The sequence below is a fragment of the Levilactobacillus sp. LN180102 genome (assembly GCF_050106635.1).
Classification (GTDB): Bacteria; Bacillota; Bacilli; order Lactobacillales; family Lactobacillaceae; genus Levilactobacillus; species Levilactobacillus brevis.
In genome coordinates, this window is sequence record NZ_JBNIIX010000016.1 from 15,947 (window position 1) to 38,964 (window position 23,018).

23 protein-coding genes and 1 other annotated feature are annotated in these 23,018 nt (G+C 45.3%); of the genes, 7 read left to right on the forward strand and 16 right to left on the reverse strand.

From position 1 onward, the window contains the following. Window positions 1-21 precede the first annotated feature (21 nt). The 5 genes from ACP4IT_RS09700 to ezrA form a co-directional block, all read right to left on the reverse strand. Window positions 22-2,688 (reverse strand): valine--tRNA ligase, encoded by a 2,667-nt coding sequence (locus ACP4IT_RS09700; RefSeq protein ID WP_011668122.1) that lies wholly within the window; start codon window positions 2,686-2,688, stop codon window positions 22-24. A gap of 66 nt (window positions 2,689-2,754) precedes the next feature. Further along, window positions 2,755-2,968, reverse strand: a binding site (T-box leader). Between the two features lie 23 nt (window positions 2,969-2,991). Beyond that, window positions 2,992-3,501 carry a thiol peroxidase gene (gene tpx, locus ACP4IT_RS09705; RefSeq protein WP_011668123.1) on the reverse strand — a complete coding sequence of 170 codons (510 nt, stop codon included), beginning with the start codon at window positions 3,499-3,501 and terminating at the stop codon, window positions 2,992-2,994. A gap of 141 nt (window positions 3,502-3,642) precedes the next feature. Next, the gene (gene thiI, locus ACP4IT_RS09710; protein WP_011668124.1) at window positions 3,643-4,860 is read right to left on the reverse strand and encodes a tRNA uracil 4-sulfurtransferase ThiI; all 1,218 of its coding nucleotides are present in this window, start codon (window positions 4,858-4,860) and stop codon (window positions 3,643-3,645) included. 20 nt (window positions 4,861-4,880) lie between these two features. Next, the gene (locus ACP4IT_RS09715; RefSeq protein ID WP_024855106.1) at window positions 4,881-6,026 is read right to left on the reverse strand and encodes a cysteine desulfurase family protein; all 1,146 of its coding nucleotides are present in this window, start codon (window positions 6,024-6,026) and stop codon (window positions 4,881-4,883) included. Between the two features lie 151 nt (window positions 6,027-6,177). Beyond that, entirely contained in the window at window positions 6,178-7,908 is a 1,731-nt protein-coding gene (gene ezrA / locus ACP4IT_RS09720) for a septation ring formation regulator EzrA (RefSeq protein ID WP_011668126.1), read from the reverse strand. A gap of 189 nt (window positions 7,909-8,097) precedes the next feature. On the opposite strand from ezrA, the gene ACP4IT_RS09725 reads away from it, so the two are divergent. From ACP4IT_RS09725 to ACP4IT_RS09735, 3 genes are all read left to right on the forward strand, one after another. Then, window positions 8,098-8,565, forward strand: a complete 468-nt coding sequence (locus ACP4IT_RS09725; protein ID WP_011668127.1) for a GAF domain-containing protein — start codon at window positions 8,098-8,100, stop codon at window positions 8,563-8,565. Between the two features lie 199 nt (window positions 8,566-8,764). Next, window positions 8,765-9,370: a 30S ribosomal protein S4 gene (rpsD, locus tag ACP4IT_RS09730; RefSeq protein ID WP_011668128.1), complete on the forward strand. Its 606-nt coding sequence runs from the start codon at window positions 8,765-8,767 to the stop codon at window positions 9,368-9,370. 269 nt (window positions 9,371-9,639) lie between these two features. Beyond that, a complete protein-coding gene (locus ACP4IT_RS09735) occupies window positions 9,640-9,975 on the forward strand; it encodes a hypothetical protein (protein WP_011668129.1) in 336 nt (111 codons plus the stop codon). A gap of 44 nt (window positions 9,976-10,019) precedes the next feature. Here the strand turns inward: ACP4IT_RS09735 and ACP4IT_RS09740 are convergent, their stop codons facing one another. After that, on the reverse strand, window positions 10,020-10,619 hold the full coding sequence (locus ACP4IT_RS09740) for a DUF1054 family protein (RefSeq protein ID WP_011668130.1): 600 nt from the start codon (window positions 10,617-10,619) through the stop codon (window positions 10,020-10,022). Between the two features lie 76 nt (window positions 10,620-10,695). Here ACP4IT_RS09740 and ACP4IT_RS09745 point away from each other — a divergent pair, with 76 nt between their 5' ends. The 4 genes from ACP4IT_RS09745 (at window position 10,696) to ACP4IT_RS09760 (ending at window position 13,685) form a co-directional block, all read left to right on the forward strand. Next, entirely contained in the window at window positions 10,696-11,151 is a 456-nt protein-coding gene (locus ACP4IT_RS09745; RefSeq protein ID WP_087609400.1) for a YueI family protein, read from the forward strand. A gap of 43 nt (window positions 11,152-11,194) precedes the next feature. Next, on the forward strand, window positions 11,195-12,445 hold the full coding sequence (locus ACP4IT_RS09750; protein ID WP_035465466.1) for a replication-associated recombination protein A: 1,251 nt from the start codon (window positions 11,195-11,197) through the stop codon (window positions 12,443-12,445). 376 nt (window positions 12,446-12,821) lie between these two features. Further along, window positions 12,822-13,109, forward strand: a complete 288-nt coding sequence (locus ACP4IT_RS09755) for a hypothetical protein (RefSeq protein ID WP_011668133.1) — start codon at window positions 12,822-12,824, stop codon at window positions 13,107-13,109. Between the two features lie 96 nt (window positions 13,110-13,205). Next, on the forward strand, window positions 13,206-13,685 hold the full coding sequence (locus tag ACP4IT_RS09760; RefSeq protein WP_011668134.1) for a universal stress protein: 480 nt from the start codon (window positions 13,206-13,208) through the stop codon (window positions 13,683-13,685). A 93-nt stretch (window positions 13,686-13,778) separates the two neighbouring features. Here the strand turns inward: ACP4IT_RS09760 and ACP4IT_RS09765 are convergent, their stop codons facing one another. From ACP4IT_RS09765 to ACP4IT_RS09810, 10 genes are all read right to left on the reverse strand, one after another. After that, window positions 13,779-14,663 carry a helix-turn-helix domain-containing protein gene (locus ACP4IT_RS09765; RefSeq protein WP_015473520.1) on the reverse strand — a complete coding sequence of 295 codons (885 nt, stop codon included), beginning with the start codon at window positions 14,661-14,663 and terminating at the stop codon, window positions 13,779-13,781. 328 nt (window positions 14,664-14,991) lie between these two features. Then, a complete protein-coding gene (locus ACP4IT_RS09770; RefSeq protein WP_225435056.1) occupies window positions 14,992-16,548 on the reverse strand; it encodes a glycerophosphodiester phosphodiesterase in 1,557 nt (518 codons plus the stop codon). 69 nt (window positions 16,549-16,617) lie between these two features. Then, a complete protein-coding gene (locus ACP4IT_RS09775) occupies window positions 16,618-17,760 on the reverse strand; it encodes a D-alanine--D-alanine ligase family protein (RefSeq protein WP_011668137.1) in 1,143 nt (380 codons plus the stop codon). Between the two features lie 74 nt (window positions 17,761-17,834). Next, window positions 17,835-18,806: a DUF2785 domain-containing protein gene (locus tag ACP4IT_RS09780; RefSeq protein WP_011668138.1), complete on the reverse strand. Its 972-nt coding sequence runs from the start codon at window positions 18,804-18,806 to the stop codon at window positions 17,835-17,837. Window positions 18,807-18,836: 30 nt separating this feature from the next. Next, complete coding sequence (locus ACP4IT_RS09785) at window positions 18,837-19,682, reverse strand: SPFH domain-containing protein (protein ID WP_011668139.1); 846 nt, start codon at window positions 19,680-19,682, stop codon at window positions 18,837-18,839. Window positions 19,683-19,804: 122 nt separating this feature from the next. Further along, window positions 19,805-20,107 carry a glycine cleavage system protein H gene (locus ACP4IT_RS09790; protein WP_011668140.1) on the reverse strand — a complete coding sequence of 101 codons (303 nt, stop codon included), beginning with the start codon at window positions 20,105-20,107 and terminating at the stop codon, window positions 19,805-19,807. Window positions 20,108-20,120: 13 nt separating this feature from the next. Further along, window positions 20,121-21,326, reverse strand: coding sequence for an FtsW/RodA/SpoVE family cell cycle protein (locus tag ACP4IT_RS09795; protein WP_011668141.1), 1,206 nt, complete (start codon window positions 21,324-21,326; stop codon window positions 20,121-20,123). Window positions 21,327-21,421: 95 nt separating this feature from the next. Beyond that, a complete protein-coding gene (locus ACP4IT_RS09800; protein WP_011668142.1) occupies window positions 21,422-21,646 on the reverse strand; it encodes a DUF2969 domain-containing protein in 225 nt (74 codons plus the stop codon). Window positions 21,647-21,658: 12 nt separating this feature from the next. After that, window positions 21,659-21,958 (reverse strand): membrane protein insertion efficiency factor YidD, encoded by a 300-nt coding sequence (gene yidD, locus ACP4IT_RS09805; protein WP_426855598.1) that lies wholly within the window; start codon window positions 21,956-21,958, stop codon window positions 21,659-21,661. 26 nt (window positions 21,959-21,984) lie between these two features. Next, entirely contained in the window at window positions 21,985-22,992 is a 1,008-nt protein-coding gene (locus ACP4IT_RS09810) for a rod shape-determining protein (RefSeq protein WP_011668144.1), read from the reverse strand. Window positions 22,993-23,018 lie beyond the last annotated feature (26 nt).

Below are 23,018 nucleotides of genomic sequence, written 5' to 3' on the forward strand. Positions count from 1 at the left end.
CCAATCCAGTTTTATTTAAGCTTACAGTTGACGCTTAATTTCAGCTAATCGTTGCTGCGTTGCTTCTAACTTCTTTTGGTTATCAGCTTGCTTTTCTCGTTCACCAGCAACCACTGCTTCGGGAGCGTTGGCAACAAATCGTTCATTGCCCAACTTTTTTTCAGCCCGTTGCACTTCTGCCGTGAACTTCGCAACTTCTTTTTCCAACCGAGCGGCTTCGTCATTCAAATCGACCAATTCAGCCAGAGGTACGGACACTTCAGCATCCGTAATCACTGACGTCATAGCCAGCTTTGGTGCGACTAAATCAGCGCCAATTTCCAGCGCCTTAGGATGAACAAACCGATCGATATAGTCTTTGTTGGCTTCAAAGACCGCCTGTAGCTTCGCATCACTCGTCTTGATCTGAAGGTCAATTGGTGTGGACATTGGGGCGTTAGCTTCCGCTCGAATGTTTCGCACAGCCTTAATCAAGTCGATCAGACTCGTCATATCACTTTCCGCCGTTGGATTCGTAAATTCAGGATGGTCAACTGGATAGGCTGCCGTTACTAACGATTGCCCATCATGTGGCATCGCTTGCCAAATCGCTTCCGTGACAAACGGCATGATTGGTTGCAGTAAGCGTAACGTTTGATCCAAGACGTAAGCCAACAGGTCTTGCTTGTTGGCCTTAGCCGTTTCATCATCACCCGTTAAGACTTCCTTACTCATTTCGATATACCAGTCACAAAAATCGTTCCAGATAAAGTTATACAAAGCGCGACCAGCTTCACCAAATTCGAACTTGTCAAACATCTCAGTAACGTGCTTAACCGTATCATTTAATCGACTTAAAATCCATTTGTCGGTTAAATCCCAAGTTTCAGCAGCTGGCAAAACGGGTTGCGTCTTATCGCCCAGATTCATGATGACAAAGCGGCTGGCATTCCAAATCTTATTAATGAAATTCCAAGCAGCATCCATCTTGGTGTAACTGAACCGTACATCCTGGCCAGCCGTTGAACCAGTTGACAAGAACCACCGCAAAGCATCGGCACCGTACTTATCGATCACTTCCATCGGATCGATCCCATTACCCAAGGACTTGCTCATCTTGCGGCCCTCTTCATCACGAATAAGTCCATGAAGGAGAACATTTTTGAATGGTCGCTTCCCCGTAAATTCAAGACTTTGGAACATCATCCGTGAAACCCAGAAGAAGATGATATCATAGCCCGTTACTAAAGTACTAGTTGGGAAGTAGCGTTTGAAATCAGCGCTATCTTCATCAGGCCAGCCCATTGTTGAAAATGGCCATAAGGCACTGGAGAACCACGTGTCTAAGACATCTGGATCTTGTTCCCAGTTTTCAATATCTTTAGGCGCCTTCGTATCAACGTAGACCTCACCAGTCTGCTTGTTATACCACGCTGGAATCCGGTGACCCCACCAGAGTTGACGTGAAATAACCCAATCATGGACGTTATCCATCCATTGTGTAAAAGTATTTTCAAATCGTTCTGGTACAAAGTTAACGGCATCGTCACCTTGTTGATTCTTGATAGCTTCATCAGCTAGTGGCTTCATTTTCACAAACCACTGAGTTGATAAGCGCGCTTCAACTTGTATCCCTGTCCGTTCAGAGTGCCCTACGGAATGCACGATTGGGTCAACTTTCAGCAATAACCCCTGTTCATCAAGATCAGCGACCATCGCTTTACGGGCATCGAACCGATCCATGCCCGCATACTTGCCCGCCTTCTCATTCATGGAGGCGTCGTCATTCATGGTATTGATCCGTTCCAAATTATGCCGATTACCAACTAAGAAGTCATTGGGATCGTGTGCTGGCGTAATCTTTACCATCCCTGTCCCAAACTCAGGATCAACGTATTGATCGGCAATAATTGGAATTTCTCGGTCAGCTAACGGCAAGATCACCTTTTTACCAACCAATTCTTTGTAACGTTCATCACCCGGGTTCACCGCAACCGCCGTATCACCCATCATTGTTTCTGGACGGGTCGTGGCAATTTCAATGTAATGCTGACCGTTAAACGTATCATCTGGGTTAGCAAATGGGTATTTAACGTGATAAAACGCACCTTTATCGTCCTTATGAATCACTTCAATATCAGACAAAGCTGTCCGCGCTTGGGGATCCCAGTTAATGATGTATTCACCACGGTAAATAAGGCCCTTCTTGTACAAGGTGACAAAGACCTTCTTAACGGCATCTGATAAACCATCATCTAACGTAAAGCGTTCACGAGAATAATCCAGTGACAGCCCCATCTTAGCCCACTGCTTGTGAATGGTGTCGGCGTATTCGTCTTTCCATTCCCAAACCTTTTCAACGAATTTCTCCCGACCGAGGTCATAACGAGAAATACCTTGTTCACGTAACTTGGCTTCCACTTTTGCTTGAGTCGCAATCCCCGCGTGGTCCATTCCGGGTAACCACAGCGTATCGTAACCTTGCATCCGTTTCTGACGAATTAACATATCTTGCAATGTCGTATCCCAAGCATGGCCTAAATGTAGCTTACCAGTCACATTTGGCGGCGGAATCACAATCGAATAAGGTTTGGCCTTTTGGTCGCCACTAGGTTTAAAGACATCTTCGTCTAGCCAAGTTTGGTATCGTCCCGCTTCAACGGCGGTTGGATCATACTTGGTTGGCATATCAATTTGTTTGTCTGCCATAAAAATCAAGTCCTTTCTAAATGTAGAAGCGCTGTGTGCTGGCACAAAAAAACTCCCCATCCTATCAATTAGGACGAAGAGTCTTCGCGGTACCACCTAAATTGGGCATTTATGCCCCACTTAACTTCTTTGTTAACGGAGAGTGCTCCGGAAAAGGCCTACTATTAGTTCAGCCTTTCAGCTCGCAAGCTACATTCACGTCATCACCACCACCGGTTTCCAGCATTCCCAGCTCTCTATTGGTTGGTCATCACGCTACTGACTTGTTCAACGCTAGTTTTACTTAGTGTACTCAAGATTGACCTAAACGTCAACTCGTGGAACCAGTTTTTCCAGTGCTTCAATTGCGGCTAAATAATTAGGTTCATCCGTTTGCTCATCGACGACCTGACGGTAAACAATCTTACCGGTATCATCAATAATCCAAATTGAACGTGCTAAGTTTCCGGCATTGGGGATGTATAACCCCATTTCATAACCAAAGGATAATTCAGTATCCGACAACATATCAATGTTTTCAACACCTTCTGCTGCACACCACCCCGTCTGTTGGGCAATGGTGTTGTTAGAAACGGTGTAGAACTTCGCTGCTGGGTAATGATCCGCTTGTTGAATAAATTTCCGCGTCTGCATGGTGCAAACAGGCGTTTCCAAGTCAGGTACCACACTAATTAAGGCTACTTTGCCGATTAAATTAGCCGTCTTCACCTTGGTATCGTTTTGATCAAACAATTTAAACTTTGGTAATTGTGTCCCCACTTCTGGCAGGTCGCCAGACAGAGACATCTTGTCGCCGCGCACTGAAACTTCCACGCAGATCAACCCCTTCACATTAATTAATCGGTCATTCACCGATCGTTGCCCTAATTATCGCGCATTTAACGGGTGAAAAACAAGCGTTTTGATGGGAAAAACAAAAAAAGGAAGTCAACCATTGGTCAACTTCCTTTCAGATTAAAGTAACTCTGCAAAAACATCTTCATTTTGATTCAAATAGTTATCGTCCGGATGGATATCCGTGATAATCATCCCGTCTAACGCTTCTTGCATCAGACCATCCACGTCAATATATTTTTCATATTTACGAGATTTCTCTAAATCTGGATGGGTTTTCGGTGCTGGTGGTGTAAAGATCGTACAGCAATCTTCGTATGGCAAGATCGATAGATCATAAGTGTCGATGTTTTCGGCAACTTTGATAATCTCCGTCTTGTCCATCGACAATAGCGGCCGCAGGATTGGCATCGATGTGACATCATTAATAGCTGCCATACTTTCCAACGTTTGTGAGGCCACCTGTCCCAGAGACTCCCCATTAAAGATTCCTTTAGCATGCCGACGTTCAGCCACTGCCGCAGCTAGTCGCAACATTAACCGCCGTTGAATCGTCATCAGATAGCCTTCTGGCACCTTTTCTTTAATCGTCTCTTGAATCTTCGTGAACGGCACTTGAATAAACTGGATGCTCCCAGAGTAACCCGCTAGCCGAGCCGTTAATTCTTTGGCCTTGGCGAGTGCCTGTTCAGATGTATATGGCGGGCTGAAGAAATGAACCATATCCAACTTAACGCCACGGCGCATGCCATAATAGGCCGCTACTGGTGAATCAATTCCCCCAGATAGCATCATGACTGCCTTGCCGCCAGTCCCAACTGGTAATCCACCAGCACCTTGAATCGTCTGGCCGGACAAGAAGACCCCATTAAGACGGACTTCGACCCGTAAAGTTAAGTCTGGTTGCTTCATCTTAACCTGAATGCCGGGGACATTCTCCAAAATATAACCGCCCAATAGGTCATTCAAATGGTTCGTATCATATTCAAATTGTTTATCTTGCCGCCGGGTATTAATCTTGAAAGTCATCCCCGGTGTAAAGATTTCCTGCACCATCGCTAAAGCCGTGGCTTTAATAGCCGCGATATCTTTCTCAACTTTCACGGAAGGTGAAAAGTTCTCGATACCGAAGACGCCCTTTAACCGATCCATCACTGCTGTTGAATCAGCACCATTTAAGGTCACATGTAATCGGTCATGCTGCGCTTTGACTTCAATCCCGTCAAACTGATGCAAGGCTTTGCGGGTATTTTGGCCGAGTTGTTTGATGAAGTCTTTCTTGTTCTTTCCCTTTGTCGACAACTCGCCATACCGCACCATAATCTCGCTGTATTCCATTGCGCGACCCCTTTCGTCGTTTAGCGTAACTTGGCAAACCCACGATAGAGTTCGTCAAATACTTGGTTAAATTGTTCAGCTTCAGCCAACGTGTTATGTTCATCCAACGATACGCGAACCGCACTGGTTGCAATGCCATCATCAATCTTCATGGCTTGTAATGTACTGGATTCAACGTGTTTTTTAGAGGAGCAGGCACTCGTGGTTGAGATATAAATCCCGTGTTCTTCAAAGGCATGGACGATAGTTTCGCCCCGAACACTTTCAATCGCAAAACACAGAATGTGTGGTGCAAATACCGGTAAATCTTTAGAAAAAATCGTGACATGTGAAAATGTCTTGATGTGGTTAAGAATTGTTAACCGCACCTCTTGTTGTCGCTGGACTTTTGCAGCTTCATCGTCTAACAACAGCCGTAATGCTTTAGCCATTGCAGCAATTGCGGGTAAGTTTTCAGTTCCGGAACGTAGATCCCGTTCCTGACCACCACCTGTCATCAACGGGGCAATCGTCCGACCTTGGCGCTTATACATAAAACCAATGCCACGTGGCGCATGGAATTTATGTCCCGAGAACGTGATAAAGTCAACCCGATCATTAAAGATCAGATCGTGTAGTCCTTTACCAATCCCTTGAACGGCATCAATATGCCAGTGAATTTTAGGAAAGTCCCGCATCACATCCGCAATTTCAGCCAAGGGTTGTACGGCACCGATTTCGTTGTTGACGGCCATCGTTGACACTAAAATCGTGGTTGGCCGAATAGCCGATCGCAAATCGCTTGCCGAAACTCGGCCGTTCTCATCAACGGGCAAATAAGTCACCTCAAAGCCTAGTTGTTTCAACTGCTCCATGGAATTGTGTACGGCGGGGTGCTCGACTTCGGTTGTAATCAAGTGATTACCAAATTCACGTTTTGCAATCGCCGTTCCTTTGATGGCCCAGTTATCGCCTTCGGTTCCCCCACTCGTGAAGAGAATCTCACTGAGTGAAACACCTAGTAAATCGGCAATCTGTTGGCGCGACTGTTCCAATAGATTAAATGCCTGTTCGCCAAAGTTATGCAAACTAGATGGGTTACCCCAATATCGTTCACTGACTTTCGCATAAGTATCCACAACCGCCGGTGCTGCCTTAGTTGTGGCACTATTATCAAAATAAATCATGCTGAACCCTCTTATCTCTTTTCTATTGGTTCGACTCCGATAGAAATTCTTTCTCATTATAAACACAAACGTCGTGAACCACAAGGGGGAGTCACATAATGTTAACGACACAAAAAAGCGCGAACCCTCTAACGAGCGGTTCACGTTTCCATTAATCTTTAGTTGTACGGTGCGGTTTATCCGTTCCTTTACGCTGATAATAAGCATCTTCTAACCGCTTGTATGACCCAGGCTCAACTTCATCTAAAACGGTCGCAATTGTTTCTAGGGCTTGCGCGTACTGGTACTGATGTTCAAACAAATCCGAAGCCTTTTGACTAGCTTCGGCCACATTGGCATGACTTGTTTGATAGCGGTTGGCATACTGCAACAGTTGTTCTGCCAGTTGGGAACTGTCCACTAAGTCTTCAGTCTTCTCACGTAAGGTGTCTAAATCAGTTTGAATGATCAATAGCTGTTTCGTAATGCGTTCCATGTCAATTTGGGGCTGGTCCATATCCGTTGCTAATTGTGCCACCTCATCGCGAACCACGAAGAAATAATCCAAGTAAGATTGCGGAATGCCCGGCAAGTTCAAATTTTCCACCTGACGTCTTAAGCTATGTAGATCAAAATCAAATTGTTGCAAGGTGTCACGAGCCTGACGTTCTTCATCAGCGAGTCCCGCCACACTCTTCAAAATATCGGCTTGCTGTTTCTCAATTTGTTCCAAGTCTTTTTCTTGTTGCTGTTGATGCGCTAAAATCTGAGAGTACGTTGCCGTTTTTCCGGTTAGCGTTTGCACATCTTGTTGATAAATACCATCAATGTGTCGTAACTGCTCATTAAGCTCGCGAGCCGTTTCTAATTCATGATGATCTAACGTGTAGTTTTGCCCCAGACGATCCAGTTCATTTAATAGCATATGACTTTGATTCTGGGCATGTGCAATGAACTTAGCAATCCCATCTAAGTTTTTTTCAACGGGTTGTTTAGCGTCAATTTCTGTTTGCATCAGATCATAAATCTGGTCAATTTGTTTGGCAATTCGTTCGTTAACCACCTGCGCATCTGCCGGTCGAAGGTCACTAAGCGTTGCCAAGTTCTCTTGGATGTGCTGCTCAATTGCTGTGACTTGCGCCAAAATGTCTTGATCGCCGAAGTGAAAGTGTTCAGCGCTCAATTGCTGATAACCGGCCTTTAACTCCTTCAATTGATCGGGGAACACCACAGTTAGGTCTTTATACAACGGTGGAATCGTGTCAATTAGGTCATCTAATTGTTTCGTATCATCTTGCAATTGGCTCAGAACATCAGCCGCTCGTTCATGATCGCCTTCTTGGGTCAACTGGGTAAACGTGTCAAAGTTTCCTTCTAACTGACCCAAGCGTTCCTCTAAACCATCAATACTAGGGCCAAATGCAAAATTCTTGGCCAGCAAAGTCTTTCGTAAATCTTGATACTTATGCTCTAATTGCTGAACGGCCTCTCGGTGCTGCTTATCAACTTCTTGCAAACTAGCCAACTTTTCTTGGACGGATTGAACCAGTTCGTCTGTCTGGTTAACGAGTAAGGTCACCTTATCAAGGTTTTTCTTTAGTTGTAGCACATTTACCCCACGGGCATCCGCGAGCAATTGATTGAGCTGTTCATCAATTCGGGGAAACCGATTCGTGGTAATGTCCGCATAGTCGGTCTGTAAACTTTGATACCGTTCTAAGGACTGTCCGGTTAGACTTAATTGTCCAACTAATGCCAACTCGTCTTTTAACGGGATGGCTACCATGGATTCTTTTTTTGTCGTTAGCGCTACCACTTGTCGTCGGATACGTTGCTGGTATATCAGCACGCCAACGTAAATGACAATCGCTAGTATCACGATTCCAATTAGCACACCTATCATAATTGACCCCATCCTTCATCGCTTTTCATCATTTATCCGAGTTGCAAAATCGCCCGGTTCAATTTACAATTTAATCTAACCTCGATTATAGCATAACTCACGCCTAGGCTTCACTAGGTTTTCACGATTCTCTATCCGTTTTTATGTGTAATTGAATGATTCAAACATTAAACTTTGGAGGCCTTTACAATGAGTGAATCCCTAAATCCAATCATCACCAAACAGTTGGATGCCCTATTATATGGAGAAACAAACCTGGTGGCCAACTTATCTAATGCCGCAGCGTTGCTTAATCAAACCTTATCAGACATCAATTGGGCTGGCTTTTACCTCTATCAGCCCGAAACGGATGATTTAATTCTGGGACCGTTCCAAGGTAATGTCGCCTGTGTGCATATTGAAAATAACCACGGTGTCTGCGGCACAGCATTAGCCACGCAAACCACACAGCGGATCGCGGACGTTCATCAATTTCCTGGGCACATCGCTTGTGACTCGGCTAGCAATGCCGAAATTGTAGTTCCGTTAACCATTGGTGAAACGAAATTTGGCGTCTTAGACATTGACTCACCAACTAAAGACCGGTTTACGGCCGCTGACCAACAGGTCTTAGAAGAATTTGCTCGGGTTTTGCTGTCACACATTGACAAAGCCTAGCGTTTCCGGTTATACTGGTCGTTGTGTAAAATAATGCAGCGATAAGTGGTAAGCTCGTCAACAGATTGTTGCCGTTACATTGGTTCAAGAAGTAACCTGCGGCTGCATACGGTGAAACTTGCAAAGCAACCTGCACGAATACTAAACTTATAAACAGCTTATTTTACTCCAAATAACTTATTTATTGGAGGAACTATCTATGTCTCGTTACACTGGCCCAAGCTGGCGTATTTCCCGTCGTTTAGGGGTATCCCTTTCCGGCACTGGTAAAGAATTAAACCGTCGTCCTTATGCACCTGGTGATCATGGTCAAGGTCGTCGTCAAAAGTTATCTGAATACGGTACGCAATTGCGTGAAAAGCAAAAGCTCCGGTTCACTTACGGCATGACTGAACGTCAATTCTACAACTTGTTCAAACGTGCCGGCAAGATCAAGGAAGGTACCCATGGTACTAACTTCATGATCTTACTCGAACGTCGTCTGGACAACATGGTTTACCGTTTAGGTTTGGCAACGACTCGTCGTCAAGCTCGTCAATTGGTTAACCATGGTCACATCACCGTTGATGGCCAACGGGTTGATATTCCTTCATACGAAGTGAAGATTGGCCAAGTCATCTCTGTTCGTGAAAAGTCCAAGGACATGGCAATCATCAAGGGCGCTGTTGAAGCCGTTGTTGGTCGTCCACAATACGTTGAATTCGACGCTGACAAGTTGGCAGGTTCCCTTACCCGCTTCCCTCAACGTGAAGAACTCGATGCAGAACTCGATGATTCATTAATCGTTGAATACTACAACCGTTAAGATTAATCTTAACTGGTGGAAAAACACCCGTCATTTGGCGGGTGTTTTTTTTCATGATCATCAGTGTATTTCATCCACTCTTTAACGTTTTTGGACGAATGACATTGCACGATTTACTGGTCTTATGCTAACCTATTAAAGTAATCCCCCTATTTTATTTATCTGCTGCTACACGTTTAGCTGTGATAGTGGATTATTTAAACTAGCCTGGATTATCTGACCAAGTACTGATGTCTGAAAAAGCTGATCAGAAACGAGGAGGAGTTCGCATGCAAGAAAATGGTAAAGTCACTCCACAAGAAATCAAGGGCTGGAACTGGGGAGCCTTTATGTACAATGTATTTTGGGGTATTGGTAACAAAACCTATCTACCACTACTCACTATTATCCCAATCTTCAATATTGTATGGATTTTCATTGTTGGCTTTAAGGGGAATGAATGGGCTTGGCAAAAAGGCGACTATCAAGACGTTGAAACATTCAAAGCTGTCCAAGCTACTTGGAACCGTGCCGGTCTTTTCAACTTTATTATTGCAATTGCTATTTTTGTTTTATATTGGGTGTTCATTGGTTCAATGATTGCCAGCTTGTTTAACAACTATTAGTCACAAACCACCCGGTCAATAAAGAGACCGGGTGGTTTTTTAATTTAATCAGCAATCAATTGTCGGTATATCGGTAATAACGCTGCCACTGTATCACGAATGATAGCCGCCTGATCATCTGGCGTTGTCGTAAAAAGATCACTGCCACGCATAAAGTTACGGCCAAGTTGCCACTCCGCGTGTCGGTTAACCTGCTCACGCATCAGTGCTTGATAATTGGTCAACGTTAGCGGCCGACCACAATTTTTATCGGCATGGTCATTTCCACATTCGAATGTACTCGGCAGATTTAACACATCAGCCAATTGGACTTGCCCCAATAATCCTTGGCGATTTTTGGCTTCTTGTAAAACCGCCAACCAGATAAAGAAGCGATCATCCCAAAAACCAATCTCAAGGTGCGGTAACATTTTGTACCCTCGTTTGGATGTGCTAAAGGCAATCCACGTATCAGTTGGTGGATTCTTCGTTCGCCGTCGATGTTGGGAGACGTGCTGATAAATGGGCACAGATAATTCCGCTAACACCGGCTCTAAATCACCAGCGGTAATCAAAAATTTCGGATCAATTTGTTTCTGGATTTTTCCGAGTCGTCCAGCCAATGTTTGATCCTCAAATACTTGAAAATCTTGGTCTTGATACATATCCAAATCCCCTTTCTAAACGTTCGTTCAGTTCCATGTTATACTAGGAGAACTAACTTGAAAAGAAGGGAAACTCATGTCTGAAAAAACACCGATGGAACAACACCTGCAAACCGCTATGTATGGCACACCAAAAATCAATCCCGATGAGCAGCGCAAATATCTCGGGACTTTTCGTGAACGTGTTTCTCTTGCCATGACGATTGCTGAGGTCACTAATCGTGATAATATTAGCGACTTTGTTACAGAAATTACAGATCATCCTAACTATCAAGTCATTTTTAACGGCCATATTGACCAAGCTGATTTGGCCCCTTACTTGAAGTTAGTTGGCCAGCACAATCTCAAATTCACCATTCGAGAAGAAGCCATCTACGGCATTAACGACAGTGACCTGGGGTTAGTTGTTGCTAGTGATCAAGCCATTAATCAGTCCCCCATTACACTACGTGACAAATATCCAGCATCATCAGCTGGGACAACCTCATCACCAACTAAGACCAGCTGGTTCGATAAGTTGCTTGGTCGTTAAGAAAGGAGTCCCCGTCGTGGCACAACAACCTTTAGCTTACCGCATGCGCCCGCAACGTCTGGAGGACATCGTCGGTCAACAAGACCTCGTGGCCCCTGGAAAAATCATTGCCCGCATGGTGGCAGCTAAATTACTTTCATCAATGATTTTATACGGTCCGCCTGGCACTGGTAAAACGAGTATCGCCAGCGCTATTGCCGGGTCCACACAATACGCCTTTCGGAAGCTAAATGCGGCGACTGATTCAAAAAAGGATCTCCAGATTGTGGCCGAGGAAGCCAAAATGAGTGGGACGGTTATTCTTTTATTGGATGAAATCCATCGTTTAGACAAAACTAAACAAGATTTTCTGTTGCCCCATTTAGAAAGTGGTCGCATCGTTCTAATCGGGGCAACTACGGAGAACCCCTATATCAATATCAATCCTGCCATTCGCAGCCGAACTCAGATTTTTGAAGTTCATCCGCTAACACCAGATGACATTAAAATCGCTTTGCATCGCGCACTCACGGATACCGAAAATGGTCTGGGGAAGCTGCCCATCGACTTAAACACTGAGGCCTTGAACTTTATCGCCGGTGCCACCAATGGCGATCTCCGTAGTGCGCTGAACGGTTTGGAATTAGCTGCCCAATCAACTCCAGCGGCCAATGACGACCGCATTCATATCACTTTAGCCGTTGCTGAAGCTTGTTTTCAACGAAAAGCGCTCATGGGTGATAAGGATGGCGATGCTCACTACGATGTCATCTCCGCATTTCAAAAATCCATCCGCGGCAGTGATACCGATGCCGCGCTACACTATCTCGCCCAACTTGTTGCTGCTGGCGATCTCCCAGCCATTTGCCGGCGCTTGATGGTGATTGCCTATGAAGATATTGGCATGGCCAATCTCCCGGCAGCTGCCCGCACCGTCCAAGCCGTGCAAGCAGCCCAGCAATTGGGCTTACCCGAAGGACGTATTCCTTTAGCTGATGCCGTTATTGAACTCTGTCTATCGCCAAAATCTGATTCAGGGATTAGCGCCATTGACGCCGCCTTAGCTGACGTATTAAATGGTCACAACGGTGCTGTGCCCGATCATTTAAAGGATGCTCACTACGCTGGCGCCAAGAAACTTGGTCATGGGACCGATTATAAGTATCCACATAACTTTCCCAATGACTGGGTAAAACAACAGTATTTGCCCGACACACTAAAAAATGCCGAGTATTACCACCCTAAAACCAACGGACGCTTTGAAACTCAACTAGCGCAACAATACCGGCGACTTCTCACAGCTAACCGACACTGAAAAATTGAATTTTTAATATTTATATGCTACCATACAAGTAGTTCTAAGGTGTACGCGTTGTCTCACTACAAGTTGCCGAACAAGTAATTCATTTTAGGGATCGCAAGATGCTGAGGAAGATGACATGCCTTTTCACTTGGAAGTCAGGCGCCTCGGCTAGCTTTCCCCCCTGCATTGTCATCGCGGGTCAACATGACTGGACAATTAACGGCACCACTTAGATCGCCAAAGCTTTGCTTTGAAGGCCATTCCATTGAATGGTCTTTTTCTTTTGCTTAAATGACCAGTTACCACATATTTCCTTTCACTGGTGAGTTCGGTATAATAGACCGTACCGTATCATTTATTCATTATTATTTACTAAGGAGGTTTCTTCATGGCCATCACCATTTTAATGGCTTGCTATACCCTGCTGGCTTTAGGAATTGGTTGGTACTTTTATGCTCATCGACGTCGTGCTTTCTTAGTCTTTCATCCCGAAAGTAGTCACGAATTAAGTCGTGTCTTGACGATCAGTGGTGTTGTTATGCTACTGATTGGTGTGCTGTCGGCAGTCGCCACCATCATGAACAACATGGTCTTCATTTCAACCATGTTGTTAGTCGGCGTTATTGCGATTATCAGTATTCAATTGATTCTATTACACTGGTTCCCTAAGGCGTAATCGGTTACACTTTCTCGCAGCTTTTTTACCATATCGCTTTTTATTTGCAGATAAATAACGTATGATAAGAGTATAAAGTAATGAGAGGTGAATATTATGTTACAACAATACAAGCACATTTTAGTCCCAGTCGATGGTTCCTATGAAGCCGAATTAGCTTTCAAGAAAGCGGTCGCTGTGGCTAAACGTAACGATGCTGATTTACATCTCGTTCACGTTGTTGATACACGGGCTTTCCAAAACATTTCTAGCTTTGATACCAGCATGGTTGAACAAGTCACAGAAACGGCCAAGAAGACCCTCGACAAGTACGTGGCTGATGCCAAGGCAGATGGTCTTGACAAGATTGATTACGCCATTGAATACGGGGCACCGAAGACCATCATTGCCAGAGATGTTCCTCGGGATAATGACACCGATTTGATTATGATTGGTGCTACCGGGTTAAACGCAGTTGAACGGCTATTAATCGGGTCTGTAACGGAATACGTCACACGGACAGCAGTTTGTGATGTGATCGTCGTACGGACGGACTTAGATAATCAACCAGCCAAAGCAGCGCACCCCGCAGAATAAATTTGCTAACTAATGCTTTAACTATTTAAAAATGGACGAGAAACCAAATTGGCTTCTCGTCCATTTTTATTTACGCTAATCCGCGTCAGTCCTTTAACTAAACCCGTTCACTTGATCGCTCCAAGCCGGTAGGTCATCAGTAGTAACATTTAACCGTTCCTGCAATGCTTGATTGTGGGTCACCAAGGCTAGGGTTTTAGCAATCATCAAGCTACGTTTAGCTGCCGTTCTCGCCAATAGTGCCTGTTCGCCTAAGCCCTTAACCTCATACAACACATCAATCAAATATAATGAAGCCCGGTGTTTAACGACCCGTAACGCCGCTTCAACATTGGTAAGCGCCTGTTGTGGCTGTTCCAGCTTTAGGTACATCAACGCAATCTGATAACGTGCCCAGACCAGACGCTGAAAGCTACTCTCATCATGCCATTCAAAATTCGTCAAATAGCTGGTTGCCTCACCTAAATAGTATCGCGCCTGATCTCGATCTTGTCGCATTAAGTAGGCCGATGCCATCCCCACATTACCAATAATCGCATAAAGGTCCCAAGCCATATGAAATGACCGCCGCAACACCAAATTGAAGTGAAAAATCGCTTCATCTGGTCGCTGTTCAACCGTTAGCTCAGCAAATCCCCGATAATAATGATAGCGCTCACGGTCAAAAGCACTAGCCGCCTCCGTTGAAACATCCACTTGGTCCAATCGTGCTGCCATCTCAGTATACTTATCCTGCCGTAGATCTAAACAAATGGCATCAAACTGCTCATCCAAGCCACTTCCCACACCGGCTAAGATATCTCCGAGTGAGACATTTAATCGGCGACACACCTGTAAAATAATCTTAATACTGGGAATCTTATCCTTTTTTTCCATCAAACTAACCGTTGCTTGTGTACAAATTCCATCGGCTAATTCTTGCTGCGACAAATTTTTCTGTTTCCGATATTGTTTGACCTTACTCCCTAAAAGTCGCATCTGCTCTCTCCCTCACGAATTATGATCGCGCTGCTAATTTATAATAAAAGCCGAACATTGATTACAATCAGGTCGTTAGTCCTTTTCACGTTCTAACAACCACTGATGTCCCCTGAAAATAAATAATATCGTCGACTGGCTTCACCATTAATATCAATCATAATTGACTTATCAGGAATTTCAAGCAAAATACGTTATCATGAGGGAACTCTAATCTGTCTAGTCCATTCTTTCATTCAAATATAAATTCATTAATATTTTATCGAACATTAGCCATTTAATTGTTCTCAGTATTCGCTTATTCCTGGATCAATATCTTCATGAGCAATTAAATGTAACTCAAAACAAAATTCTGCAATACTGCCCAACGCTGTGTCGCAACTGGCTGATGGACAACCCAACGTAACCGCGAGGCCTCATTGGTAATCTGACCATTAGTCCCTAGAGCCCACATCCGCGCCATTGCCACTGACGTATCCGGCGTCCAAACATAAGTGTTGATACGTTGCTGAGCTGCCGCCAAAATAAATTCTTGGCTCAATGAGATTCGTTGAAATGAATAAAAGTCGGCTGGCACCGAACGCGGCGATACCCAATTAAATGGTGTAATATAACCGACTGGCAACCGCGGAACTTTTTGCTTCAACCGTGTGACTACCCGATAGTCTAGCGAGTGAACGGCATCATGGTCGTGGATCAGTCGCTGACCATATTGACTGGCAAACCGTTGAATCATATGGGGCGTATCTTGTGGCGTTGTTTTCATCTCTACTAAGAGTCGCTGGTGTTTGGCTTCTGCCGCTCTTAAGTACGTTTCCCAGCCAACTAAGTGATCCCGATAACCGTTCTCGCGAACGACTAGCCGCTGTAGTTGCTTTAGCGTTAAGTCATGTGGCGTCACTGAGCGTTGCGTTAATTGCTGTAGGTTTTCATCATGTAAGACGACCCAGTGACGGTCTTTGGTCTCATGCAGGTCCATTTCAACATAGGCTGGTCGTTGTTTGCTAACATGTCGCAGAGCCCCCAGCGTGTTCTGAACACCATGGCCCGCGTCTACTCCCCGATGACTAATAATTGCTGTCGCCATAAACTGCGGTTGCTGATTAACCGCCTGCCAGGCATTTAGTCCACCTGTCAGTATCAGCAGGATGAGCAAGCGCCAATCAGGCAGCCGCCATGGTGACCCAAAAGCGGCTGGTTGCCCACCTGCTAGGCGTAATACGCCAATGAATAACCAAACGCCAACTGTTGATAAAACGGTCCAAATCAAAAATGCCAAGCCCACTGTCATTGGCCGACCGAATGACTCCGGTAATCGAGAACCACTCCACCAGGCAACACCAACCAACAATTCCGCAGTGAACAGGCCTAAGAATCCGCCACCAATCCCCCACCATCCTGAGCGCCACCACCCTTTCTGGCACGGGGGTAATGGGTACGGTGCAATCCGGCGGAGAAATCGGGGTAAATAGTACCCGCCAGCGATAGCCAACACCAGATAACCCATGATGGCAATTCCGCCAAGAACGTGCCGGTGGAGTCCCACAAAATTAATCAGTGTTACTGGCAATCGCAACCGGACCAATAACCGGCTACTAAGCCCCCAGAGGCCAAAGGGTAAGGTTAATAGTGTCAGCCAAGCCATTGCCAAGCCCCACCGCCACCAATGCCGCCACACCAGCCACCATGTGGCTTTGACCGTTAAATTATCCCCTCGCCAGCTCGCCAAGACGCGTGTGATTTGCCACGCGACTAACACCACAGTAAGTACAGCGAGTCCACCAAACCACCCATACGTAGTCGGATTAGTTCCCACCAATCGCAAACTAGTTAATAGGACAACGACACCAGCCCACCCTGTTATCAACTGTTTCTCCATCTTCATCAGATCGTCTCCTGTCCACAAAAAAAGTCGGTTGGAACGTCTCCGTTCACAACCGACCATTAAAACAACCTAAGCTTTAGGTTTGTAAGTTGAAGCTGCCGAATGATCATCCAACGGAATGAAATCGTAAGCCAGTTCATCCTGATAGTGGAACTCTGACAACGCTAACTCAATCAAGCGATCAATTAAATCAGCATAGTTAATGCCAGTTGCTTGCCACAATTGTGGATACAAACTGATGTTGGTAAACCCTGGTAAGGTGTTAACTTCACCAACATACGGTACCCCATCCTTGGAAACCAAGTAATCAATTCGGGCCATTCCTTTGAGTCCTAATGCCGCATACGTTTGTAGACCCATTTGCGTAATTTCTTGGGTCAACTCATCCGAAAGCTTGACGGGCACTTCAAACGTCACACCACTAGCATCAACAAACTTGTTGTTATAGTCGTAGAAGACATCAGATTCTGGTACCCGAATGGCTCCTAACTTGGATGCTTGCGGTTGTTCATTCCCCAAAATGGAAATCTCAACTTCTTGCGGACCATCAATGGTTTGTTCCACTAGGACTTTATAGTCGTACCGGAAGGCATCAGCAACGCCGTCCAGATACTCCTGGACATTACTTGCCTTGTGAATTCCCACAGATGATCCTTGATTAGCAGGCTTAATGAAGACATTATCTCCAAGCCGCGACTGAATCGTCGCGTAGTCGAAGTCTGCCCGATTATCGGGTGTTAAGACGACATACTTGGTATTCCGAATGCCATGAGCCGTTAAGACCTGTTTCGTCATATCCTTATCAAAGGACACCGCTGATGCTAAGACGCCACTCCCCACGAAAGGCTTTTTCAGTAACCGGAAAAGCCCTTGGATGGTGCCGTCTTCGCCCAAATTACCATGAATAATTGGGAAGAAAACATCAATGTCCTTTGCCTGAGATAAATTCCAAATGGGTGCCAATGGGTTAGAAGCGTCTACTTTGGCTTGTTCCTCTGCCGCAACTGTTGCTTCATCTTCGCCGTCAAATACTCGCCGAGAAGCCGCATCACTAAGCACAAATCCATCACGCGTTAATAAGAATAAACTAACGTTGTAACGATCCTTGTCCATCGCATCGTAAATATTGTGCGCCGAACGCTTCGACACATCATGCTCTGAGGAATTACCACCGAATAATAGACCTACGTGTAACTTTGTTTTCGTTTCCATTTTGCCACTCATCCTATCGTATATATTTCGGTTAGCCTTTAGTATACCATTTCTAAATTTCTTTGAAAATCAAATTAACCTAAAAAATCGATAGTTGAGTTCAAATATTTTTGTAAGGACGCCGGTAACTCCGATTGTAGCCGTAGCGAATCCAGTAACCGTTTGCGATTAAAGAAGCGATTCCACCCAGCAATCGTATCCGGACGCCGATGTAACGCCACTTGCTGTCGCCACTGTTTTAGGGACAATAGGAGGGTATCTGCATATAACTGATGGCGATTTGCCAGTTCGGACAAATACATCGCCATTCGATCATTCTCGCCGTAAATCAAAGGGGTATTGAGCCGCTTAACCCGCTCTAATAAGGTCATCATCAAGAACAACTTATCAGCTCGGGGAAGCGCCTCAGTACCGGCCAAAACGGTTAATAAATCGGTAATGGCCGTAAAAGCATGGGCCCAGCCGTGCTGGTTAACAAACCCCCGCGTGTCCGTTTCTAAACAAAGATACATCGCCGCTAAAATAACTATCCGACGCAGATCAGGTGTATGCGACTGCACATCCGGGGTCACAAAATGGAGAATGACTGCTAACATGGCTACTCGAGCAGAACGACCAAAAACAGCCGTGTTAGCTGGTTCTAAGATATGGCTAAACAGAGCATCTGGCCGACTCAATTCATCAAGCAAAAATGCCATCTGAGCAGAGTCTAATGCATCCTGTTGCAAAGCATCATACAAGGTAAAGTTAATGCCTTGATAACGCAAGGCCATATCCGTTGAAGATAGATGGGCGGTTAGTAACGTTAACTTTTCGTGAGTCAGCGTCACCGGAACATTTTGTTCTAATTGATGGCGAAGTTCTGCTAAAACATCCTTCACGCCATCCTGGTCATCTGGTAACACCACAGCCGTTCGCCGCCGTCGCTGAATACCATCCATGAGTTTCCCCAATCGCGTTCCTAATGACTGGTACACGGCCCCATTTCTTACTTGCTCATTTAGGCCGCTTAATTGGCGCATTAGCTGCTCTAACTGTTCGTCCATCCAAAAACCTCCAACATCTTCATTGTGCCACTATTCTACCTTACCTGTATTAATGACTGGCTGTGAACCTCGCTCATTAATGATTGAGACCATCATATTATTAATTAACTGCAGCTTTTGATTATCCGTTAAGTGCAAATCCGTTTCCGCAGCCAGCTGCTCAATAGCCCCTTCCGTGATCGATACAGCACCTTCAACAATAATCTTACGCGCCGAAAGAATGGCTTGGGACTGTTGCCGCTGGAGCATCGCTGAGGCAATCTCCGTCGCGTAGGCCAAATGGGTTAACCGGGTCTCAATAATCTGAACCCCGGCAACCTCCAACCGAGCCTGTAACTCCTCAGTCAGGTGATTCGACACCTCCGTCGGATTACTCCGCAGCGTTAGTGCCTGATGATCACCGAAGTTATCGTAGGCGTACTCTGATGCCACGTGGCGAATGGCTGATTCACTCTGAATTTCCACAAACTTTTCGTAATCCTCAACAGCAAACAAGGCCTTGCTTGTGTCGACAACCTTAAACACGATCACCGCAGCGATTTCGACTGGATTTCCTTGTAAATCATTCACCTTTAAAATGGCACTATTAAAGTTCCGAACCCGTAATGATACCGTGGTCTTCGTCGTTAGTGGCACCGTTAAATACAGTCCCGATTCTTTAATTGTTCCAATGTAACGGCCGAAGAAAGTGAGAACTTTCGATTGATTAGGTCCAATAATCGTTAAGCTACTAGCTGCCAAAACAGCCAATACCACCAAAATAACCCCTAAGACTCCCCATCCCACGACCGATAAGTAAACACCCAATCCTAGAATCACTAATACCAGAATTAGTCCTAAATAACCATTGATATGGAAAACTGGTTTTTCCGTCATGTGACTCACCCCGTTTCTTATTAATATCTCTATTATACCCGACTCCACCCAAAACCACTAGATAACGGCAAGACCACTAAAAAAGCCCGGATTACAACTAGCCGCAATCCGAGCCTTAACTATTAATCTTCTTGAACATCAACAAACCATGCTGCCGCAGTGTCTTGCCCATTCAAAGCGTCAAAATCAGTCGCTAAGGCCGGATTAACTGCTGTTACCCGTCCAGAAACTGGACTAGGAATATCTGAAACCGCTTTGTCGGCTTCTACACTCAACAGGTTTTCGCCCTGCTTAACGGTGTCGCCTACGGTTGGCAACTTAGCGAACTTAATCGAACCCAATTCGTCTTGGCCTTCTGTTGTTAAGCCAATCCGTGTACCATCGTCAACTGCTTCGGTCCAGAAATACTTTACCATTCCACTCATGTAAAAATCTCCTTTACTTGAACGACTCATTTCGACTAAACATGTAACTCTTATAATGATACCGCATTGACATGATTAAGCCAATCCCAATCAAGTTCCCGATCAAAGCAGATCCCCCTTGACTGACAAATGGCAATGGAATCCCGGTCAATGGCAACAGCCCGATACTCATCCCGATGTTTTCAAAAACGTGGAATAAAATCATCATGATAACCCCAGTTGAAATATACGCATAAAAGACATTCTTGGTATCAAACGTTACTCGGATCATTTGGTAAATCAACAAGAAATACAGGAAGATCAAAACACAGCCGCCAATAAAGCCAAAGTTCTCTCCAATGACAGAGAAAATCATATCCGATTCTCGAACTGGTACATACACATGCGACACATTAAAACCAGTCCCGAAAATTCCACCGGACCCAACTGCTTTCATGCTTTGCCACAGTTGGTAACCACTATCGGTCGTATCCTGTGATGGATGCAACCACGTATTTACCCGGGAAAATTGATAGGCTTTAAACCCAACGGTCTGTAGGAGTTTTTGCCCACCGGAAGTCGTCACCAAGGCTAATGCTGACCCACCAACGACGGCGATAAGCCCAAACGCTGGCGCAATGATTTTCCAAGTGATCCCGGAAACCAAAATAACCCCACCCACAATGGCAAAGAACACCAACATGGTCCCGAAGTCATTTTGTAATTTCAATAACACGGCGACCGGAATCGTCCACAAAATTAGCTTACCAATCAACGTCCAGTCCGAGCGAACCGTGTGTACCGGGTTAGCATTATTGTGTTCCGTCACCACCCGTGCCAGCATCAAAATAAAGGCTGGCTTCATCACTTCTGATGGCTGAAAAGTCAATGAGCCAATTGCAAACCAGCTCTTCGCCCCGGTATTAACAAAATACGCTCGGCTATAAAAGACCAACACCGCCAGTAACAGGAAAATACCAAGCCCATACAAAACCGGCGCTACCTTCCACAACTGTTCTGAATCAAATTGCATAATAATGATAATCGCCACGGTACCAATCACATACCACGCCAACTGCGAAACGACGGCCGACGTGATACTCGTTCCACTTGTATCGTGTTTTGCCGCCACGTAAATCGAAGCCAAACCAATCAACGCTAACATTAAGACACAAAAGATAATGCCCCAGTCAATTCGTGATTCTGCATCGCTTCGTTGTTCGGTTGCATTCTTTGCCACAATGAATTGCTCCTTAACTCAACTAAGATTTGTCTTCATTATAAAGGCCGAAGTGAAATTCGACGTTTCGCTTCGGCCAACTTTACTAAAATTTATTAACCACGATGGAGGTGGTAATCCCGCAATAAGAGTTCTACACCCTCATCGACAGATTTCACCCGGTAAACGTCGCCATCATTTAACTGCGCTTCAAATCGATCCTCAACTGGCGTTACCGTTCCAATTGTATCAGACCCAATTTTTAAAATAGACGCTTTTTGACCATCTGGGAGTTTTTGTTCATCAATAGTTACTTGCACGGATTTTTCTCGTTTACTCATGCCAACTCTCCTTTATTTATGGGGGTGTCGCTCAATTTCATCTAGTTGCGTCGCTTGCCGATACGCTGCCTCAGCGGCCGTATTTCGTTTCAGGGTAAAGTGATCCGGCACGGGATCAATCCCACCGCGAACGAATGGCTGGCACCGTAAGATACGCGCCAATCCCATTAAGCTCCCCTTCAACGCGCCATGCTTTGATAAAGCCTGGACCATGTAAGTTGAACAGGTCGGGTAATACCGACAAGTTGGCGGGAACAACGGCGAAATAAACCGCTGATACCCCCGAACGAACCAAATCAGGATGTGTCGCACGACCAGCCCCCCCTTTTTACTTATGCTTAGGCGTTATTTTCTTGGGTATTTTTGGTATCCATGTGTTCCAATAACACACCGGCACCTTTGGCAACATTATCCAATGGATCTTCAGAAATGATCACTGGAACCGTCAACCGTTCAGAGAAGAGCTTATCAATGCCATCTAACAAGGCACCACCACCGGTCAGCATGATTCCCCGGTCAATAATGTCAGCCGCTAATTCTGGCGGCGTCGTTTCCAAAACAGCCATTGCTGCTGCCACAATCTGTTCGACAGAGTCATGAATTGCCACTTCAACTTCGGCCGCGTTAATGGTAGTCGTGGTTGGCATACCGCTAACAGAATCCCGACCCCGAACTTCCATCGTCTTTTCTTCGTTACCAGGTTCTGGATAAGCCGTCCCGATCTTAATCTTAACCGTTTCAGCAGTTCGTTCCCCAATAATTAAGTTATGTTTGTGCTTCAAGTAATTAACAATTTCTGTGTTCATCCGGTCACCAGCCACACGAATCGACCGACTGGCCACGATATCACCTAACGATAAGATAGCAATATCACTGGTTCCACCACCCATATCGATAACCATGTTACCACTAGGCTTGAAGATATCCATCCCAGCACCTAAAGCGGCAACCTTAGGTTCTGCTTCCAGATAAACCTTGGCCCCGCCAGACTTTTCAGCAGCCTGAACGATGGCCTTTCGTTCGATTTCAGTAATGTTCGTTGGTGCACAGATCATAATATTAGGCTTAGATAAGAAGCCCTTTACGCTTAATTTCGTGATGAAATAGGAGAGCATGGCTTCAGTGATATCGAAATCGGAGATAACGCCGTCCTTTAAGGGACGAATTGCCCGAATATTGCCGGGAGTCCGACCAACCATCCGGTACGCTTCAGAGCCCACCGCTAATACCTTATCAGTCTTCGTGTCAATTGCGACGACTGATGGTTCATTTAATACGATTCCCTTACCGACCACGTAGATTAATACGTTCGCCGTTCCTAGGTCAATGCCAATGTCTTTCGCCATACTTATGTGTCCTCCTGAGTTTTAAT

Excerpts from the sequence above, each read along its gene's own strand:
- ACP4IT_RS09745 (WP_087609400.1), top strand. The coding sequence starts at position 10,696 with ATGTCTGAAAAAACACCGATGGAACAACACCTGCAAACCGCTATGTAT.
- ACP4IT_RS09810 (WP_011668144.1), bottom strand. The coding sequence starts at position 22,992 with ATGGCGAAAGACATTGGCATTGACCTAGGAACGGCGAACGTATTAATC.
- ACP4IT_RS09760 (WP_011668134.1), top strand. The coding sequence starts at position 13,206 with ATGTTACAACAATACAAGCACATTTTAGTCCCAGTCGATGGTTCCTAT.
- ACP4IT_RS09755 (WP_011668133.1), top strand. The coding sequence starts at position 12,822 with ATGGCCATCACCATTTTAATGGCTTGCTATACCCTGCTGGCTTTAGGA.
- ACP4IT_RS09790 (WP_011668140.1), bottom strand. The coding sequence starts at position 20,107 with ATGAGTGGAATGGTAAAGTATTTCTGGACCGAAGCAGTTGACGATGGT.
- ACP4IT_RS09785 (WP_011668139.1), bottom strand. The coding sequence starts at position 19,682 with ATGACGGAAAAACCAGTTTTCCATATCAATGGTTATTTAGGACTAATT.
- ACP4IT_RS09750 (WP_035465466.1), top strand. The coding sequence starts at position 11,195 with ATGCGCCCGCAACGTCTGGAGGACATCGTCGGTCAACAAGACCTCGTG.
- ACP4IT_RS09775 (WP_011668137.1), bottom strand. The coding sequence starts at position 17,760 with ATGGAAACGAAAACAAAGTTACACGTAGGTCTATTATTCGGTGGTAAT.
- ezrA (WP_011668126.1), bottom strand. The coding sequence starts at position 7,908 with ATGATAGGTGTGCTAATTGGAATCGTGATACTAGCGATTGTCATTTAC.
- ACP4IT_RS09715 (WP_024855106.1), bottom strand. The coding sequence starts at position 6,026 with ATGATTTATTTTGATAATAGTGCCACAACTAAGGCAGCACCGGCGGTT.
- ACP4IT_RS09740 (WP_011668130.1), bottom strand. The coding sequence starts at position 10,619 with ATGTATCAAGACCAAGATTTTCAAGTATTTGAGGATCAAACATTGGCT.
- ACP4IT_RS09765 (WP_015473520.1), bottom strand. The coding sequence starts at position 14,663 with ATGCGACTTTTAGGGAGTAAGGTCAAACAATATCGGAAACAGAAAAAT.
- ACP4IT_RS09800 (WP_011668142.1), bottom strand. The coding sequence starts at position 21,646 with ATGAGTAAACGAGAAAAATCCGTGCAAGTAACTATTGATGAACAAAAA.
- ACP4IT_RS09780 (WP_011668138.1), bottom strand. The coding sequence starts at position 18,806 with ATGGACGAACAGTTAGAGCAGCTAATGCGCCAATTAAGCGGCCTAAAT.
- ACP4IT_RS09725 (WP_011668127.1), top strand. The coding sequence starts at position 8,098 with ATGAGTGAATCCCTAAATCCAATCATCACCAAACAGTTGGATGCCCTA.
- thiI (WP_011668124.1), bottom strand. The coding sequence starts at position 4,860 with ATGGAATACAGCGAGATTATGGTGCGGTATGGCGAGTTGTCGACAAAG.
- ACP4IT_RS09700 (WP_011668122.1), bottom strand. The coding sequence starts at position 2,688 with ATGGCAGACAAACAAATTGATATGCCAACCAAGTATGATCCAACCGCC.
- rpsD (WP_011668128.1), top strand. The coding sequence starts at position 8,765 with ATGTCTCGTTACACTGGCCCAAGCTGGCGTATTTCCCGTCGTTTAGGG.
- ACP4IT_RS09770 (WP_225435056.1), bottom strand. The coding sequence starts at position 16,548 with ATGAAGATGGAGAAACAGTTGATAACAGGGTGGGCTGGTGTCGTTGTC.
- ACP4IT_RS09735 (WP_011668129.1), top strand. The coding sequence starts at position 9,640 with ATGCAAGAAAATGGTAAAGTCACTCCACAAGAAATCAAGGGCTGGAAC.